Annotated in this window: 13 protein-coding genes and 1 tRNA gene; 6 read left to right on the plus strand and 8 right to left on the minus strand. The window is 60.6% G+C overall.

Annotated elements, in window-relative coordinates:
* Window position 1 precedes the first annotated feature (1 nt).
* Complete coding sequence (locus C7123_RS03470) at window positions 2-640, minus strand: LolA family protein (protein WP_083207038.1); 639 nt, start codon at window positions 638-640, stop codon at window positions 2-4.
* Window positions 640-3,129 carry an FtsK/SpoIIIE family DNA translocase gene (locus C7123_RS03475; RefSeq protein WP_069175783.1) on the minus strand — a complete coding sequence of 830 codons (2,490 nt, stop codon included), beginning with the start codon at window positions 3,127-3,129 and terminating at the stop codon, window positions 640-642. Before C7123_RS03475 ends, C7123_RS03470 begins: the two co-directional genes overlap by 1 nt.
* 901 nt (window positions 3,130-4,030) lie before the next feature.
* On the opposite strand from C7123_RS03475, the gene C7123_RS03485 reads away from it, so the two are divergent.
* From C7123_RS03485 to C7123_RS03510, 6 genes are all read left to right on the plus strand, one after another.
* Window positions 4,031-4,104 (plus strand) — tRNA-Ile (locus tag C7123_RS03485).
* A gap of 49 nt (window positions 4,105-4,153) precedes the next feature.
* Window positions 4,154-5,719: an HAL/PAL/TAL family ammonia-lyase gene (locus tag C7123_RS03490; protein WP_069175785.1), complete on the plus strand. Its 1,566-nt coding sequence runs from the start codon at window positions 4,154-4,156 to the stop codon at window positions 5,717-5,719.
* Complete coding sequence (locus tag C7123_RS03495) at window positions 5,716-6,102, plus strand: hypothetical protein (RefSeq protein WP_037983512.1); 387 nt, start codon at window positions 5,716-5,718, stop codon at window positions 6,100-6,102. The genes C7123_RS03490 and C7123_RS03495 overlap by 4 nt, the downstream gene beginning before the upstream one ends.
* Window positions 6,099-7,406, plus strand: coding sequence for a phenylacetate--CoA ligase family protein (locus C7123_RS03500; protein ID WP_069175786.1), 1,308 nt, complete (start codon window positions 6,099-6,101; stop codon window positions 7,404-7,406). Before C7123_RS03495 ends, C7123_RS03500 begins: the two co-directional genes overlap by 4 nt.
* On the plus strand, window positions 7,403-8,554 hold the full coding sequence (locus tag C7123_RS03505) for a 1-acyl-sn-glycerol-3-phosphate acyltransferase (protein ID WP_069175787.1): 1,152 nt from the start codon (window positions 7,403-7,405) through the stop codon (window positions 8,552-8,554). The genes C7123_RS03500 and C7123_RS03505 overlap by 4 nt, the downstream gene beginning before the upstream one ends.
* 4 nt (window positions 8,555-8,558) lie before the next feature.
* A complete protein-coding gene (locus C7123_RS03510; protein ID WP_069175788.1) occupies window positions 8,559-9,365 on the plus strand; it encodes an MBL fold metallo-hydrolase in 807 nt (268 codons plus the stop codon).
* Window positions 9,366-9,412: 47 nt separating this feature from the next.
* Here the strand turns inward: C7123_RS03510 and C7123_RS03515 are convergent, their stop codons facing one another.
* The 6 genes from C7123_RS03515 to C7123_RS03540 all read right to left on the minus strand — a co-directional run bounded on the left by C7123_RS03515 (window position 9,413) and on the right by C7123_RS03540 (window position 17,392).
* Window positions 9,413-9,844 carry a YkvA family protein gene (locus C7123_RS03515; RefSeq protein WP_069175789.1) on the minus strand — a complete coding sequence of 144 codons (432 nt, stop codon included), beginning with the start codon at window positions 9,842-9,844 and terminating at the stop codon, window positions 9,413-9,415.
* Window positions 9,845-10,371: 527 nt separating this feature from the next.
* Window positions 10,372-11,694, minus strand: coding sequence for an MATE family efflux transporter (locus C7123_RS03520; protein ID WP_037985064.1), 1,323 nt, complete (start codon window positions 11,692-11,694; stop codon window positions 10,372-10,374).
* A gap of 172 nt (window positions 11,695-11,866) precedes the next feature.
* On the minus strand, window positions 11,867-13,183 hold the full coding sequence (locus tag C7123_RS03525) for an alpha-L-fucosidase (RefSeq protein ID WP_069176416.1): 1,317 nt from the start codon (window positions 13,181-13,183) through the stop codon (window positions 11,867-11,869).
* A 48-nt stretch (window positions 13,184-13,231) separates the two neighbouring features.
* Entirely contained in the window at window positions 13,232-13,813 is a 582-nt protein-coding gene (locus C7123_RS03530) for an FG-GAP repeat protein (protein WP_159049821.1), read from the minus strand.
* A gap of 114 nt (window positions 13,814-13,927) precedes the next feature.
* Window positions 13,928-14,221 carry a PG0541 family transporter-associated protein gene (locus tag C7123_RS03535; RefSeq protein WP_037998006.1) on the minus strand — a complete coding sequence of 98 codons (294 nt, stop codon included), beginning with the start codon at window positions 14,219-14,221 and terminating at the stop codon, window positions 13,928-13,930.
* 6 nt (window positions 14,222-14,227) lie between these two features.
* Window positions 14,228-17,392, minus strand: coding sequence for an efflux RND transporter permease subunit (locus tag C7123_RS03540; RefSeq protein WP_069175791.1), 3,165 nt, complete (start codon window positions 17,390-17,392; stop codon window positions 14,228-14,230).
* Window positions 17,393-17,398: the final 6 nt, after the last annotated feature.

The raw sequence follows: 17,398 nt of genomic DNA on the forward strand, positions 1-17,398 counted from the left end.
CTCACCGTAGATCTATCTCTGTCACGCCCGGATAATCGGCCCGGTTGAAGGTGAAGGTCTTGTCAGGCGGATTGACGCCTGTCTGCATGCGACTGATGCGAATCACGCTGCGCATGCCATTCTTCATCGTCACCGTCAGGCGCGCCGGTAGCGACGTGCTACGTTCGAGCTGTACCTCCACGCGAGCGATGTCGCTACGGCCACGCGGTGTGAGCGCCACATCGTCCGCCATGCGACCGTTGCCGGCTGTGCTTGCGCCGATGTACGAGGCCGTGAACTTCTTCTTATAGGTGCGCAAGAGTGTGAGCGGGTTGGTCGATTCCAGCTCGTCGCCCGTCGGCGTAGAGAGGTTCACTTCCTTCGATCGCACCATGTAGGTCCACTGCGTCGATCCGTTGTACCACGTGCGCATGTCGGGTGTCACCAGTGCGAACTTGTTGCCCTTCATGCGAATCGTGCCCTCGAAACTCTCTGCCACGCCCGTCTTCTCGTGACGTACGTTAGCGGCGAAAGTGGCTTGTATGCCGTTCGATTTCTCATACGCTGCTGCGGCTTTGTCGAGCAACGCTTCGGCCTTCTGTGCCGAAAGGCTTCCGGCGACGCAGAGCGTTGCCAAAAGCATGCCAATCATTCGTCTCATCATTTGATCGTGTTTAGTTTCTGTTCCAATGAATAAATGTCTTGTATCAACACCTGACGCGCCTTGCTACCCTCGTAGGGCCCGACGATGCCCGCGCCTTGCAGCTGATCCATAAGCCGACCAGCACGATTGTAACCGATGGAGAACTTGCGCTGGATAAGCGACGTGGAGCCTTGCTGCTGGCTGACTACGAGCCGGGCGGCCTCGTCAAAGAGCGGATCGCGGTCGGAGAGATCGCTGGCGACCGACTTGCCGTCGTCCTCGCCTTCAGGATCGTACTCCGGCAACTCATGCGCCTTGGGATAGCCTGGCTGTGCGCCGATGAACTCGGAGATGGCCTCCACCTCGGGCGTGTCGACGAAGGCGCACTGTACGCGCGTCATGTCGCTGCCCTGCGAGAAGAGCAGGTCGCCACGGCCGATCAGCTGATTGGCGCCGGGCGAGTCGAGGATGGTGCGCGAGTCAATCATCGACGATACGCGGAAGGCCACCCGCACGGGGAAGTTGGCCTTGATCGTACCCGTGATAATGTTTGTCGACGGTCGCTGGGTGGCGATAACCATGTGAATACCCACGGCGCGCGCCTTCTGTGCGATGCGGGCGATGGGCATTTCGATCTCACGCCCGGCGGTCATGATCAGGTCGCCGAACTCGTCGATAATAACAACGATGTAAGGCATGTATTCGTGTCCCTTGTCTGGACTGAGGCGACGGTTGATGAACTTTTCGTTGTAGTCTTTGATGTTGCGCACATGGGCCCGCGTGAGCAGTTCGTAGCGGTTGTCCATCTCTTTGCAGAGCGAGTTGAGCGTGTGCACCACCTTGTTGAAGTCCGTGATGATCGGCTTTTCCTCGTCCGGGAGTTTGGCTAAGTAGTGGCGCTCGATCTCGGCGTAGATGCTGAACTCGACCATCTTCGGATCGACCAAGACGAGCTTCAGTTCGGCCGGATGCTTCTTGTAAAGTAGCGACGTGATGATGGCGTTCAGCCCGACCGACTTTCCTTGTCCCGTCGCACCGGCCATAAGCAGGTGGGGCGCCTTGCAGAGGTCGAACATGAAGACTTCGTTCGTGATCGTCCGGCCCAGTGCCACGGGCAGGTCGTATTTGCTTTCGATAAACTTCCGCGAGCTGATGACCGACTGCATAGAGACGATCTGCGGATCCTTGTTGGGCACCTCGATGCCGATCGTCCCCTTGCCCGGCATGGGCGCGATGATGCGGATACCGAGCGCCGAAAGGTTCAGCGCAATGTCGTCCTCGAGGTTGCGGATCTTGGAGATGCGCACGCCCTGCGCCGGCACGACCTCGTAGAGCGTGATGGTCGGCCCCACTGTCGCCTTGATCGACGAGATACTGATGCCGAAGTTTTCGAGTGTCTGCTTGATGCGCTTTTGGTTCTCGCTCTGCTCCTCCATGTCGATCGGCTTGTCGTTGCGGTCGTACTTCTTGAGCAAGTCGAGCGACGGGAAGTGGTAGTTCGACAAGTCGAGCCGCGGATCGTATTCGCCCAGCTCGGCCACCACCTCGGCTGGCGTGGCGGGCTCTTCCTCACGCGGCACTTCGACGGTGAAGATCGTCGGTGCTTCCACCGTCTCCGCCTCCCGACGGCCATTCGGCACGATCGGCGTCGCCGCTATCTCGTCCTCATCGTCCTCGCCCAGCGCATAGCCCTCATCTTCCACCGAGGGGCCCTCGCGCCGCGGCGCCGCGGCCGGCTTCGTGTCTGCTTCCTTATTATATGTCGTGGGTGCAGGTTCCGAGGGAGTCGTTTCACGCTTGGCTTTTTCCTCAGCCTCTGCTTCATGGCGTGCACGCCGAGCCTCGCGACTACGCTGCCACCGCTCGCCCATCAGGCTCCATCCGCCCACCAATTGTCGTTGCATGAAGGGTATCACCAAGCTACTCGTAAAGACAGCGATGAGGATGGCCGTGATGAGCAGCAGCAACACCGTGCCAGGCATCCCCAGATTGCGCGTAAGCATCTCTGCCAGATACCACCCGTGCCGCCCGCCGGGGTAGAGAAACGACGTCCCCACGGTCGATGCGAAGGCCAGCGAGAGAAAGACAGACGACCAGATCATCATCGAGCTGCACAGCAGGAACCGCTTCAGTAGCGACATCCGGCAGACGCGCATCAGCCACAGCCCCACCGACCCCAGGAAGAAGAGCATGAAGAACGACGGCACGCCGAACCAGCGATTCATCACCGTCTCGGCCACGTACGCCCCGCGCACGCCCGCCCAGTTTTCCACCCGGGCATGATCCGCCGGCAGTTCGCTCAGCGGCATGCTCTCCACCACGCTCTGATCCGCCCCGCCCGTGAAGAGGAACGACGTCATGGCGATACCCAGATACATCACCACGAAGCACACGATAAGCCCCGTGAGAAACCACACCCGCTCGCTCGAAAAAAACGAACGCAGCGCGTCCTCCCACGAGCCGTTCGACCCGCTTCGTTGTCTCTTTTTACCTGTCTTTTTAGTCATATAATCCGTGTAATGCCGGCTCCGGGGCCTGTTTGATTGTGGTTGTTCAACGTGAAAAATAGAGGTGCCCCGCGCACTTGAGCGGCCAAAGATACGTCTGCCTTCCAATTCGCCGAAAGTTTCGCCGCGCCCCCTCCCTCCGCTTCGGCGGCCCGAAAAAGCCCCTCCGCGGCGCATCGACGCCCGTCCACGCCCCGTCGTTTCGCTCGGGGGACCATCGGCGAACGTCGGAGTCTCCCAAAGTCACATGGCCGGCCATCGACGCACGCCGAAGCCCCCTCATGTCACCTGAAATGGCATTCATTCCATGTATAGCTTCCCTTTCTATACGCATAATCTCTTATACATGTTATATGATTCTACCCACTTATAGCACATCCATATAGGCCTACTGTATGACCATTCTATCTGATAGATTATTTGCTTATACATACTGTTTAGGTATTCAATCCGATGGAAAAATGGCTTATACAGTATGTATAAGTTATATATCCGGATTCATTTTTACCTATACACTATGTATAAGCCATCTATCTAATAGATTTTATCATCAGACATAGTGTATGAGTATAAAATCCAGCGTATTTTATAATGATACACTATGCCTAAGTCATATTTCTGTTGGAAATAAAAGCCATACACCAGTTGATGCCCCCTAATGTGACATGATGAGGCTTCGGCGTACGTCGATGGCCGGCCGTGTGACTTTGGAAGACTCCGACGGCCGCCGATGGCCCCCCGAGCGAAACGACGAGGCATAAACGCGCGTCGATGGGCCGTCCAAAAATGTTTTGGGGGCTCGACAGGCGTCCGAGGGCGAAAATGGCGGGTTTGTGTGTTTGGATTTAAGATCTACATTTGCCGCGGTTTCGATCGGGGCATGACACCTCGGCAGCGAAACGGTCCCATAGCTCAGTTGGTTAGAGCACCTGACTCATAATCAGGGAGTCCTTGGTTCAAGCCCAAGTGGGACCACATGAGACAAAATGGCATTTGAACAAAATGCCTTTTTTATTGCTTGACAATGGACAGAGAAACAACCGTTACGTATCACGAAGAAAAGGGTCTGTCGATCGGCGATGTAGAAGCGCTCGTGTTTGGCCGCGGACGGCTCAACATCACGGCGGAATCGCTTCAAAAGGTGGATCGCTCATACGATTTCCTCCGAGAATTTTCCAAAGACAAAGTCATTTACGGCATCAATACGGGCTTCGGCCCGATGGCGCAGTATCGCGTGGACGACGCGGCGCTCGAACAACTCCAATACAACATCATTCGCAGTCACTCCACGGGCGCCGGGCGTCCGCTGGAATTGCGCTGCGTGCGCGCGGCCCTGCTGGCCCGACTCGTGACCTTTTTGCAGAGCCATTCGGGCGTGCACCGCGATCTGCCCCTGTTGCTCCACGAGTTTTTCGAGCGCGACATCTGCCCGATGATCCCCGAGCACGGCAGCGTGGGTGCGAGCGGCGACCTCGTGCAGTTGGCACACATGGCGCTGGCGCTAATCGGCGAGGGCGAAGTGTTTCACCGTGGACTGCTCCGCCCGACGCGCGACGTGATGGAGGAAGAAGGCCTCCGTCCGCTGCAACTCAGACTTCGCGAGGGACTGGCGGCTACGAACGGGACGTCGGTCATGACCGGCATCGGGCTCGTGAATCTCATCGAGGCGCGACGCCTCATGGGCTGGGCCGTGGCGGCGTCGGTGATGATGAACGAGGTGGCCGCATCGTACGACGACCTGATGTCGCCCGTGCTCAACGAGGCGAAGCGACACGCCGGACAGCGCCGCGTGGCCGCCGAAATGCGCCGCTGGGCCGAGGGCAGCCAGTCGCTGAGGCAACGCGAAGCGGAGATGTTTCACCGGCACACGGAGGAGGTGTTCGAGCGGAAGGTGCAGGCCTACTATTCGCTGCGGTGCGTGCCGCAGGTGCTCGGGCCGGTGTGGGACACGATCGAGCGGGCCACCGAGGTGCTGATCGACGAGCTGAACTCGGCGTGCGACAACCCGATCGTGGACGCGGAGACGCGTAACGTCTACCACGGCGGCAACTTCCACGGCGACTACGTCTCGCTCGAGATGGATAAGCTGAAGATCGCCGTCACGAAGCTGGCCATGCTGGCCGAACGGCAACTGAACTACCTCTGTCACGACCGTATCAACGACGGCATCCTGCCGCCCTTCGTCAACCTCGGCATACCGGGGCTGAATTACGGCATGCAGGCGGCACAATTCACGGCCACGTCGACGACGGCAGAGTGCCAGACGCTGTCGAACCCGATGTATGTACACAGCATTCCGAACAACAACGACAACCAGGACATCGTCAGCATGGGCACCAACGCGGCGCTCTTGGCGCGGCGGGTGGTGGAGAATGCGTATCAGGTAACAGCCATTCTCTTCATGGCCTTGGCCCAGGCGGTGGACTACCTCAAGCTCCAGCCGCAGATGGCGCCTCGCACGCGGACGGTCTACGACGCCATCCGTGGCGTCTTCCCCGCCTTCATGGACGACCAGCCGAAGTATCGCGAGATCGAGGCGATGGTGGAATTCCTGAAAACAACCGATAACACGAACTTCTTAGCACAATGAGAGTACCCGAAAAATATTACGACGAAGTGTTCGACTTCTCCGGCCAGTGGGACGTGCCCTCGAAGTGCGGCCTCAAGCTGATCGGCCGTCCTGGCCAACCCGTGACAGTGATCGTCACCGAGCTATATCAAGACAATCCCGGCACGTCGGTCACGGCGGCTGGCTACGCGCTGGCGCGGCAAATCTTCGAACGCAAACAGTTGGCGCCGGCCGAGGTGCGCTATCTGGAGTGCAACCCCGACACGCAATCGAAACTCTCGTTCTACGACGAGGAATATTTTGAAGTGACCTTCCCCGAGACGACGGGCGGGAGCGGACGCCCCACGTACCGCCAACTCTCGCGCGAGGAAGTGGCCGCACTCTTCGACCAGCCTAAAGAATGACAATCGTCCCAGACATAGAGCGGCAGCCAGCCGATGTGATCAAGCGCTTTCAGGAGGCAAAGCTTCGGGAAGCGCTTCGTTATGTAGCTGCCCATTCGGCTTTCTACCGTCGGCTCTTCCGCGAACACGGCGTCGACCCAGAGCGGGTGCACCGAATCGAGGATCTGACCGTAATTCCCTTTACCGAAAAGAGCGACTTGCAGCTCCACAACGAGGAGTTCGTCTGCGTGCCTCGCGCCCGTATCATTGATTATATCACCACCTCTGGCACCTTAGGCGACCCGGTGACATTCGCCATGACCGATGCCGATCTGGATCGGCTGGCCTACAACGAGCAGATCTCCTTCGCGTGCACCGGTGCGGGCCCAGGCAGTGTCTTCCAGCTGATGACGACGATCGACAAGCGCTTCATGGCCGGGCTGGCTTACTTCCTCGGCATCCGTCGCTTGGGCGCAGGCATCGTGCGTGTGGGGAACGGCATCCCAGAGCTCCAGTGGGATACTATCCGGCGTGTACGGCCAGACACGATCATCGTCGTGCCCTCCTTCATACCCCGCATCATCGACTATGCCGAGGCGCACGGCATCGATTACCACGCCAGCAGTGTGCGCCGTGCGGTCTGCATCGGCGAGAACCTCCGCGAGCAAGACTTCTCGCTCAACCTCCTTGGCGAGAGCATCCGCCGACGGTGGGACATCGAACTCTTTTCCACCTACGCCTCCACGGAGATGGCCACCACCTTCACCGAATGTCCCTGCGGCTGCGGCGGACACCATCACCCAGAGCTAATCATCTGCGAGCTGATCGGCGACGATGGATTGCCCGTAGCCGACGATGAGGCGGGCGAGCTTGTCGTCACTACGCTCGGTGTGGAGGGCATGCCGCTCGTGCGCTTCAAGACGGGCGACTTGGCGCGATTCCACCGTGAGCCATGCCGTTGCGGACGCACCACAATGCGCATCAGCCCGATCATCGGCCGACGGAACCACATGGTCAAATACAAGGGCACAACGCTCTATCCGCCCGCCGTCTTCGACGTCTTGGACAATACGCCCTACGTGGAGAATTACGTGATGGAAGTCAGCGCCAACGAATACGGCAACGACCGAATCGTAATCCGCGTCGGGCTGCGCGAACGGCCGGCGTTTGACGTGGTCAAGGAGCTGAAAGACCGCTTCCGTGCACGTATCCGCGTAGCCCCCGAGATCGCCGTCTCGTCGCCCGAGGAGGTGCGCCGCATCAATCACCCGGACATCAGCCGCAAGCCGGTGAAGTTTATCGACAAACGCAATCGCCCCCAATGAATGTTACGGATCAGTTTGAGGACTTGCGTCCCTTCGTTGCGGACGAGATCCCCGCTGCCATGCAGCGCATTGCCGACAGTGAAGCCTTTGACGCACTGGCGCGTTACGTCTTTCCTCACCGCGACGTAGAGGAGGTGCGCCGCATGGTGCGCGCCATCCGCACCACGGATGAGTTCCAGATGAGCGTCATGTATCATGTCAATCTGCGGATCATCCGCCGCTCCATCACACGCCTGACGGTCGACGGGCTGGACGACCTCGATCCGGCGGAGCGATACCTCTTCATCTCCAACCACCGCGACATTATGCTCGACTCCTCGCTGCTGCAAAACCTGCTGCACGAGGCGGGCCACCGCACGACGGAGATCACCTTCGGCAGCAACCTCATGCAGGGCGAACTGGCCACGGCCATCGGTCGGGCCAACAAGATGTTCAAGGTGGTACGTGATAGCAACATGCACGACTTCTTGGCCGATTCCCTCCAACTCTCCGCGTATATCCGCCACACGCTGCTCGAGAAGCGGGAGTCGATCTGGATCGCCCAGCGCAACGGTCGCACGAAGGATGGCGACGACCGCACGGACCGCGGCATCGTCAAGATGTTTGCCCTCAGCGACCGCACCAACGCGGCGCGCGCCATCCGTAGCCTGCACATCGTCCCCGTGGCCGTCTCCTACCAGTGGGAGCCGTGCGACATCCTCAAGACGCGTGAGCTCTACCTCAGTCGCGGCGGACGCAAGTACGTCAAGCAGCCGGGCGAGGATCTGCACAGCATCCTCACGGGCATCCTACAGCCGAAGGGATGCGTACACTTCGCCATCGGTCAACCGCTCGACCGCTCGCTGCCCGACACCGTCGAGGCCCGACATGCCAACGCGTTCTATCGCACGGTGGCCGACGAGATCGACCAACAGATCCACCGCAACTACCGCCTCTTCGACAACAATTTCATCGCCCACGACCTCCGCAGCGGCACGTCGACCTACACCGACCGTTACACGCCCGAGGCACGCACGGCCTTCGAAGCACGTATGCAACAGATGCTGCAAGAGATCGACGGCGATCCTTCCATCCTGAAGGCGATCTTCCTCGGCATCTACGCCAATCCGGTAGAGAATTGGGCTCAAGGCCGCATAAATCATCGATAGAACTATGACCCTCCGCTTCATGAGTCTGGCCAGCGGCAGCAGTGGCAACTGCTACTACGTTGGCACCGCTGACTACGGCATCCTCGTCGACGCCGGCATCGGACTGCGCACCATCCGTAAGGCGCTCCGCCAGGCCGACATCGACTTCGACCGCATCCTGGCTGTGCTCGTCACCCACGACCACGGCGACCACATCAAGACCGTCGGCTGCCTCGGCGAACGCTGCCATATCCCTGTCTACGCCACCGAACGCGTGCACACCGGCATCAATCGCAGTCGATACGTCGACGAGCCCCTCCGCACCGCCGGGCGCGTGATCGAAAAGGGCGTGCCCTTCACCATCCGCGATCTCACCATCGAGGCCTTCGAGATCCCGCACGACAGCAGCGACTGTGTCGGATACTTCATCACCTGCGGCCCGCACCGCCTGGTGATCGCCTCGGACATCGGCCAGCCGACGGACACGATCGCGCGCTACGTGGCCCGCGCCCGACACCTCGTCCTCGAGGCCAACTACGACGAGGATATGCTCCGTCATGGCCGCTACCCCTACTTCCTCAAGGAGCGCGTCGCCGGCCCCGGCGGCCACCTCAGCAACCGCGAGGCGGCTGACCTCCTGGCCGCTCACCGCGCGCCCGACTTGCGCCACGTCTGGCTCTGCCACCTCAGCCGCGAGAACAACCGCCCCGAGCTGGCCTACGAGACCGTCAGCCGGCGACTCACGGAGGCCGGCATCCGCATCGCGCCCGACACGATCCGCCTCGATGTCCTCCAACGCAACGCCCCCTCCGACCTCTTCATTTTGGACTGAAGTCTGGTCGGAGGGGGCGCTTCTTCGTGCGGTCCGGGGGCCGCACATTACACCTGCGGCTGCTCTTTTTCCTGTTCCTGCTCCTCTTTGGTTTCCATCAGGTCGCGGATCTTAGCGTCGACTCGCATCTCGATCTCGGGCGTAATGTTGTCCTTGAGATACTTAATCAGGAGCGTGATCACGGCCAAGTCGTCCGTGTAGCCCAGCCCGGCCAGAAAGTCGGGCACGATGTCGATCGGCAGCACAAAGTAGCCCAGCGCGCCGACGATGTAGGCCTTGTCCTTGAGCGAAACCGAATCGCTCTTCATCATGTAAAACAGCAGTAGCACAGGTTTCAGCACGCTTCCGCCCACCTTCTGTGCTATGCGCCGCACCTTGCGCCAGAAACGTTTGTCGTCGTAATACTTGCTGTACGATGTAGCCTCCTCAAGCTGCCGAAGAGGCAGATTCCTTTCTTCGTTTGATTCGTTCCTATCCATGTCGTTTCGGTTCTGTTTCGTCGTTTAATATCACTGGCAAAGGTACGCAGCGCATTGCAATCCCTTGGGGCGAACTGCTCCGAGGCGGACATGCAAGCCTCAAGAATCGTGTATTTCCGAAGCCATGCGGCTCTGCGACGCCCCCGTCGCTGCGTGCGGCATTAAAAAACGTACGCGTAACTGATCGTCACTGTATGCGGCATTAAGAAACCGTCCGGAAATTGATCATCGCTGCGCGTGGCATTCAATTACCGCACGGTAATCGAATATTGTTGTGTGTAGCATTAAGATACCGTTCGGTAATCGAATATAATCGCCTGTATCATTAAGATACCGTACGAGAATTGATCATCGCTGCATGCAGCATTCAATTACCGTACGGGAATTGATCATCACTGTATGCGACATTAAGAAACTTGTATGTTGCTTATTATCGCTGCGTATTTCGAGGCCATTTCCGGCTGGAATGGGGGGCAAATCGATCTGTTGGGATAAGAAACGCTACGCCTTCTGATGGCCGAGGCTAATCAGAGCCTCCGTTTCCATCGCCCGGTGCGGTAATAGATGAGCGTGGCGATAAAGGCGAGCGTGATGCTGGCCGCAATGGCCCACCAGATGCCCACGCGACCCCACGCACGGCTGAAGAGGGTGGCCAGTGGGATGCGTATGAGCCAAAAGGAGACGATGCCCGTGACCATCGCAAAGAAGGTGTCGCCCGCGCCACGCATGGCGCCGTTGAGGATGCTGAGCGCGCCGTGGAAGACGAGCACGGCGCCGAGTATCGTCAAATATTCCTGCCCGATGGCCACCACGGCCGCATCCTCGGTGAAGGCGCCCATCATCTGCCGGCCAAAGACCAAGATGGCGGCCAGCACAACGAGACACAGGCAGACGTTGAAGAGCATGGCGAAGCGTACGCCGGCATGCACGCGATCGAAGCGGCCGGCGCCGATGTTTTGTCCGCAGAAGGCCGACAGGGCACCGGCGAGCGTGAGGATGATCTGCACGATGATGGAGTCGATCTTGCCCGCCGCACCATAGGCCGTGAGCGTGTCGGCGCCGAAGCCGTTGACGATGCCTAAGAGGGCGACAAGCCCGATGGCGATGGCGCATTGCTGCACGCCGGTGGGGATGCCGATGCGGACGCCTTGGAGGAAGAGTGGGCGGTCGAAAACGAGGTCGCGGCGGCGGAGCGAGAGCAGATCGTGGCGGCGGATACGCCGGATGACTAACGCCACGCCACAGGCTTGCGCCAGGACGGTGGCCGCGGCGGCGCCCTCGATGTCCCAACGAAAAACGAGGATGAAAAGCAGATCGAACGCGATGTTGAGCACGGCCGTAGCCAGCACGAAACGCATGGGCCGCACCGAGTCGCCGATGCCGCGCAGGATGGAGAGGGCGCTGTAGAAGAGGATGAAGAAGAGGGTGCCGGCGGCGTAGACGCGGAAGTACCGCAAGGCGTAGGGCATCACCTCGGGCGGCGTGCGGGTGAGCCGAAAGAACGCGTCGGCACCGACGACGCCAACGACGGAGAGCACCGCCCCGGCCACGATCGCAAAGAGCAGAAAGGACGAGAAGGCACGCCGCACTGCCGCGTGATCGCGGGCGCCGAAGCGCTGCGAGACGACGACGGTGATGCCGCTCCCCACGCCGATGGCCAGAGAGATGATGAAGTAATAGATGAAGAAAGAGGCCGAGACGGCGGCCAGCGCCTCCTTGCCCAGGAAGCGCCCCACGATGACGCTGTCGGTCAGGTTGTACACCTGCTGCGTCAGGTTGCCCACCAGCAGCGGCAGCGCGAAGGCGGGGATCACCCGCCATACCGCTCCGCGCGTCAAGTCAAGAGCCATGCTGATCTTATCGAATTACTAAACGAGGGTTGAGGAGGCGCTTCGGGGTTTCTTCTTTTCTTCCCTTGACATACCTCCTTTTCTTGTCTTGACACAAGAAAAGGAGCAAAAGAAAGTCAAGGCCGGTGCGCCGGCCGGCGAAGTTTGGCCGGGTACAAGATGACGGCCGCCCTTAGTTCGTCGTTTTCAGTTCCTCTGCAAATTCCACCTCGACCACAAAGTCCGGGTCGGCCTTGGCGGTGGTGGGGAGCTTGAGGACGATGCCGTCAGCGTCTTGCACGAAGCGTACCGGCACACGCGTGCGATAGTCCACCGCCTGACGTACACGATTGCCGGCGTAGGGCAGGCAGATGAGGCGATCGACGTCGCTCAAGACGTGCACGAAGAGCGTGCGGCCGCGCTGCGTCGTCACGCCCCACTCATGCGGCCGCACCACGCCGCCGCGCGTGCCCTGCACCGTCTTCCCATACGTCTTCATCCAGGCGCCCACCTCACGCAGCCGCGCCAGTGCCGTGTCGGGCAACTGCCCGTCGGGCTGCGGGCCAACGTTGAGCAACAGGTTGGCGTCGTTGCCGGCGGCGCGGACAAGCAGGCGGATAAGGTCGGCGGTCGATTTGTACGCTTGATCCGTCATACGATAGCCCCACGAGCGGTTCATCGTCTCGCACGTCTCGAGCGGCAGCCGGCTGATGGCCTGGCCGGAGAGCCCCGCCTTGTTCTCGCCCGGCAGATCGCGCTCGAAGATCTGGATGTCCTCGCCGGCGAAGGGCGTCGTGTGGTGGTTGTTGGCGATGAGGCACGCGGGCTGCAGGCGGTGAATGAGCGCGTACTGCGGCGTGAGGCGCCAGGTGGAGTCGGTCACGCCGTCGGGGTAGATGTCCTTGTCCCACATGCCGTCGAACCAGATGGCGCCGATGGGGCCGTAGCCGGTGAGCAGCTCGGTGAGCTGGCGGTTCATGAAGGCGCAGTAGTCGTCCCAGCGACCTTCGCGGGTGCGACCGGTGCCGAGGCCGGTGCGGCCACGGGGGAAGTAGTCGTCGCGACGCCAGTCGAGGTGCGAATAGTAGAGGTGCAGGCGGACGCCGTGTCGGGCGCAGGCGTCGGCCAGCTCACGGATCACGTCGCGGCGGAAGGGCGTGGCCTCGATGATGTTGAAGTCCGACTCGCGGGTGGCGAACATGGAGAAGCCGTCGTGATGGCGCGTGGTGACGCAGATGTACTTCGCGCCGGCGTCGGCCACGGACTTGACCCAGCGATCGGCATCGAAGGCGGCGGGATAGAAGCCGCCGGCCAGCCGCGCGTACTCGTCGCGGTCGACGTTGCGGTTGTGCATCATCCATTCGCCATCGCCGGCCATGGTGTAGAGCCCCCAGTGAATGAAGATGCCGAAGCGATCGCTGCGGAACGTCTCGCGCGCCTGGAGGTTCTCTTTCGTGGGCGTGTAGTCCGCCGTCTGTGCGCCCGCCCGGAGCAGGCACAGGGCTGCCATCGTCGCAGCCCAAAACCAAGTTTTTGTTGTCATGTGGTGTAAAAGTAGTTAGGGGTTATAGGGGCGGCCTTGATGGGTCTGCCCAGAGGAGATCGGCGCGCCCTCGAGCCGTTGGCGAGCCTCGTCGAGGGGGATGCCGCGGGCGTGGTAAGCGACGAAGTCGAGGCCGAAGGAACGCCAGCGATAGACGGCAATCAGGTAGCGCTCGGGCGTGGTGTCACGCTCGATGGTGAGCACGCGCGGCTGGCCGTCGATGTGCGCGAAACGGAAGTCGACGAGCGGATGGCTGAGCCGCGAACCCATCCACAGGGGGCGGATGTAGCGGTCTTTGTAGACCTTGAAAATGAAGAGCCGGCGCGCCACCTGCGGGTCGTAGCGGGTGGACTTGATGACGCCCACAAGCACGTCGGTGCGGCCATCGCCGTTGATGTCGCCCGTCTGGAAACGGTAGACGGGATAGGGCAAGGGCCAACGTTCGACACGACCGGCGTAGTCGGCCACCTGCACGTAGTGAAGCGTGTCCGCGACGGTGACGAGGCGGAGCGTGTCTTCCGTGTGGCCGCCGTCGGGCAGACGAATCAAGGCGAGAAGCAGGACGAGGAGGGGCATCGTTAATGGTTGATTTTTCATTTGCGGAAATCCCGCAAGCATGATTGGAAACACCGGGAGCCCCCGCGCAAGACGCATCGCGACGGCTACGGAGAGGCTCCCGCTGAATCATCGGACGATGACGCAGGGCGCTCGTCAGACGGTCGCTTCCACATTCCAGACGAAGGCGCGGAGGCCGAGCTGGTCGGACCGCTCATCGAGGGCGCGAAGGGCCTCCAGCAGGCGGGGGACGAGGTCGGCGTCAACGACGGTCAGGATGGCCTCGTTCATCGCCGGCCAGGCGTGCGACCCGAGATGTGGATCGCCCGTTTGGGAACCGCGTCCGGTGACTTGTCCAAAAGCCGTGTAGCCGCGGCAGTTGAAGTGGGTCAGCAGCGTGAGGACGTCTTCGTGATGGGCCTGATCGCAGGCTATAAATACAGCTTTCATAAGGGGTCAATCTTTGGGCTTCGTGATGAGGTGCTTGTGGGCTTGATAGAAGTCGTCCATCTCGCGCATGCGGCGCATCTTGCGGCGTTGGCGCTTGATGCCCACGCCGGCAAACGAGCAGTAGAGCACGGGCACAAGCAGCAGCGTGAGGATGGTGGAGACGGTGAGGCCACCGATGACGGAGACACCCATCGGGCGCCACAGCTCGGAGCCTTGTCCACCACCGATGGCCATGGGCACCATACCGAGGATCGTCGTCATGGTGGTCATCAGCACGGGGCGCAGACGGCTCTTGCCAGCCGTCACGACGGAGTTCTTCACCGCCCGACCGCGCTCACGGCAGAGGGTGATGTAGTCGATGAGCACGATGCCGTTCTTCACCACGATGCCGATCAACATGATGCCGCCCAGGAGGCTCATCACGTTCAGCGTGGTGCGCGAGAGGAAGAGCGCCATCAGCACGCCACTCACAGCGAAGGGCACGGAGAACATGATGATGAAGGGGTACGTCAGCGACTCAAACTGCGCGGCCATGACGATGAAGACGAGCACGATGATGAGCAGCGCCAAGACGCCGAGGTCGGAGAAGGAGTCTTGCTGATCTTCAAAGGAACCGGAGACTTGGATCTTGACGTTGCTCGGCGTCTGCATGCGGTCGATCACCTTCTGGCCCTCGGCCACGACGGTGCCTAACGGCGCGCCCGGCTTCGGCACAGCGGAGACGGTCACGATGCGTTCGCGGTCCTTGCGCTCGATGGCCGGCGGCGCGAAACGCTCCACTACGGTACCCACGTCGCGCACCCGCACGGTGCGTCCCTGATTATTGTAGATGAGTATGTTCTCGATATCCTCTATGCCCGTGCGGTACTCGGGCGCATAACGCACGACGATGTCCGACTCCGCTCCGTCCTCGCGATACTGCGACGCAGTGTAGCCGTTGATGCGGTTGCGCAGGTAGGAGCCGGCGGTGGAGAGGTTGAGGCCTTGCACGGACAGTTTCTCGCGATCGAAGTCCACCTGATACTCCGGCAGGTAGTCGCCGCGGCTGATGTTCACCTCCGATACGCCGTCTTGCTTCAGCAACTCCGTGCGCAGCTCCTGCGCCAAGCGGTCGGTCGTGGCCATGTCGTAGCCGTAGATCTCGAAGTCGGCCGTAGCCTGTCCGCCCATGCCGCCGTTGTCGCCGCCGGGCACGACTTTCGTCTTCGTGAACTCGGGGTACGCCTTGAGATCCTCGCGCATCATGTCGCCGATCATCGCCTGCGAGCGTTTGCGTTCGCTGGATTTCGTAAGGCTAAGGTTGAAGGTGATGATGTGCGACCCGTTGTCGCGTATCGCGGCGAAGGTGTTCGTGGCGTCGGCCTGACCCACGGTATAGCTACAGACGGTGATCTCGGGATACTTCTGTCGCCATTCGTTCGTCAGCCGCGCGGCCAACTCCTGGGCCACCTCCTTACGCGTACCCACAGGCAGCTCCAGCTTGGCGGTGATGTAGCCGTTGTCCTGCTGGGGAAAGAACTCCGTGCCGATGTAACCCGCGCAAAGGAGACTGAGCACGAAAAAGACGATGCACGAAAGCACCATCGTCCGTCGGTGACTCACGGCCCAGTCGAGCAGTCGCGCGTAGCCCGTGTCGAGGGCGTCGAGGGCGCGTTGGATGGGGTGATAAAACGTGCGGAAGGCCTTCGACGGCTTGCGTTGCAAGCGCAGCAGACGCGAGCAAAGCATCGGCGTCAGCGTAAGGGCAGCCACGGTGGAAACGACCATGATGACGCACATCATCCAGCCCAATTGTTTGAAGAGCACGCCGGTCATACCCGTGACCATCGTCAGGGGGAAGAACACGGCGATCATCGTCAGCGTGGAGGCGACGACAGAGATGGCCACCTCGTTTGTGCCATGTATAGCCGCCTGCGACGGCGCCGAGCCGCGCTCGATGTGGGTCGTAACGTTCTCCAAGACCACGATGGCGTCGTCCACTACCATACCGATGGCGATAGAGAGCGACGAGAGCGAGACGATGTTGATCGTGTTGCCTGTGATGGCCAAGTAGACGAACGAGGCGATGAGCGAGAGCGGGATGGTGATCGAAATGATCAGCGTGGCCCGCCAGCGACCGAGGAAGAGGAAGACGACAAGCACAACGAAGAGCAGGGCGTAGAGCACCGTCTCCGTGAGGCTGTCGATGGTCTCGAGGATGTTCTCCGACGAGTCCCAGATGATGCCCAGCTTCACGTCGGGCGGCAAGTTCTTTTGCAGCTCGGGCAGCTTGGCGAGTACTTGCTTGGCGATGTTGACGGAGTTGGCGCCGGATTGCTTCTGTATGATGATCGTACCGCCGCGGATGGCGTTCGTGTAAGCCTCCTGCGTGCGTTCCTCCACGGTGTCGACCACCCGCGCCACGTCGCGCAGGTAGACGTTCGCACCGCCGACCGTTCCGACTACGATGCTCTCCATCTCGCGGGCGTCCTTGAACTCACCCTCCACACGCAGCGCATACGTCTCGTTACCGATGTCGAGACTACCGCCGGGGATGTTGCGATTCTCTGCGCCGATGATGGCACCGATGGTTTCGACGGTCAGGTTGTAGGCCTCCAGTTTGGCGGGGTCGCAATAGACTTGGATCTCGCGCTTGGGTGCGCCGTTGATCGACACGGTACCCACGCCGGGGATGCGCGCCAAGGGGTTGGCCACGTTGTCGTCGAGGATCTTGTAGAGCGCCTGCTGACTCTCTCCCGCCTCGACCGAAAGGATCAAAATCGGGATCATGTCTGACGAGAACTTGAAGATGATCGGCGTCTCGGCGTTATCAGGCAGCTGCGACTTGACCATATCGAGCTTATCGCGCACGTCGTTCGTCAGCTCATTGATGTCGTTACCATACTCGAACTCGAGCTGGATGAGCGACAAGTTCTCGGACGAGCGCGAGGTGATATGCTTCAGGTTGCTGACCGTGTTGAGGCTGTTCTCGAGCGGTCGGGAAATGTTCGTCTCGATGTCCGACGCGCTGGCCCCAGGATAGGCGGTGAGCACCATGATGGTGTTCGTTTCAATGTCCGGATAGAGGTCTACCGGCAGACGGGATAGGGAGAAGAGTCCGAAGATGACGATCGCCAGAAAGCTCAGGCTCGTCATAATGGGCTTCTTTACGGCTCCTTCGTATAAGCTCATGGGGTG

It is taken from the genome of Tannerella serpentiformis (assembly GCF_003033925.1).
Lineage (GTDB): Bacteria > Bacteroidota > Bacteroidia > Bacteroidales > Tannerellaceae > Tannerella > Tannerella serpentiformis.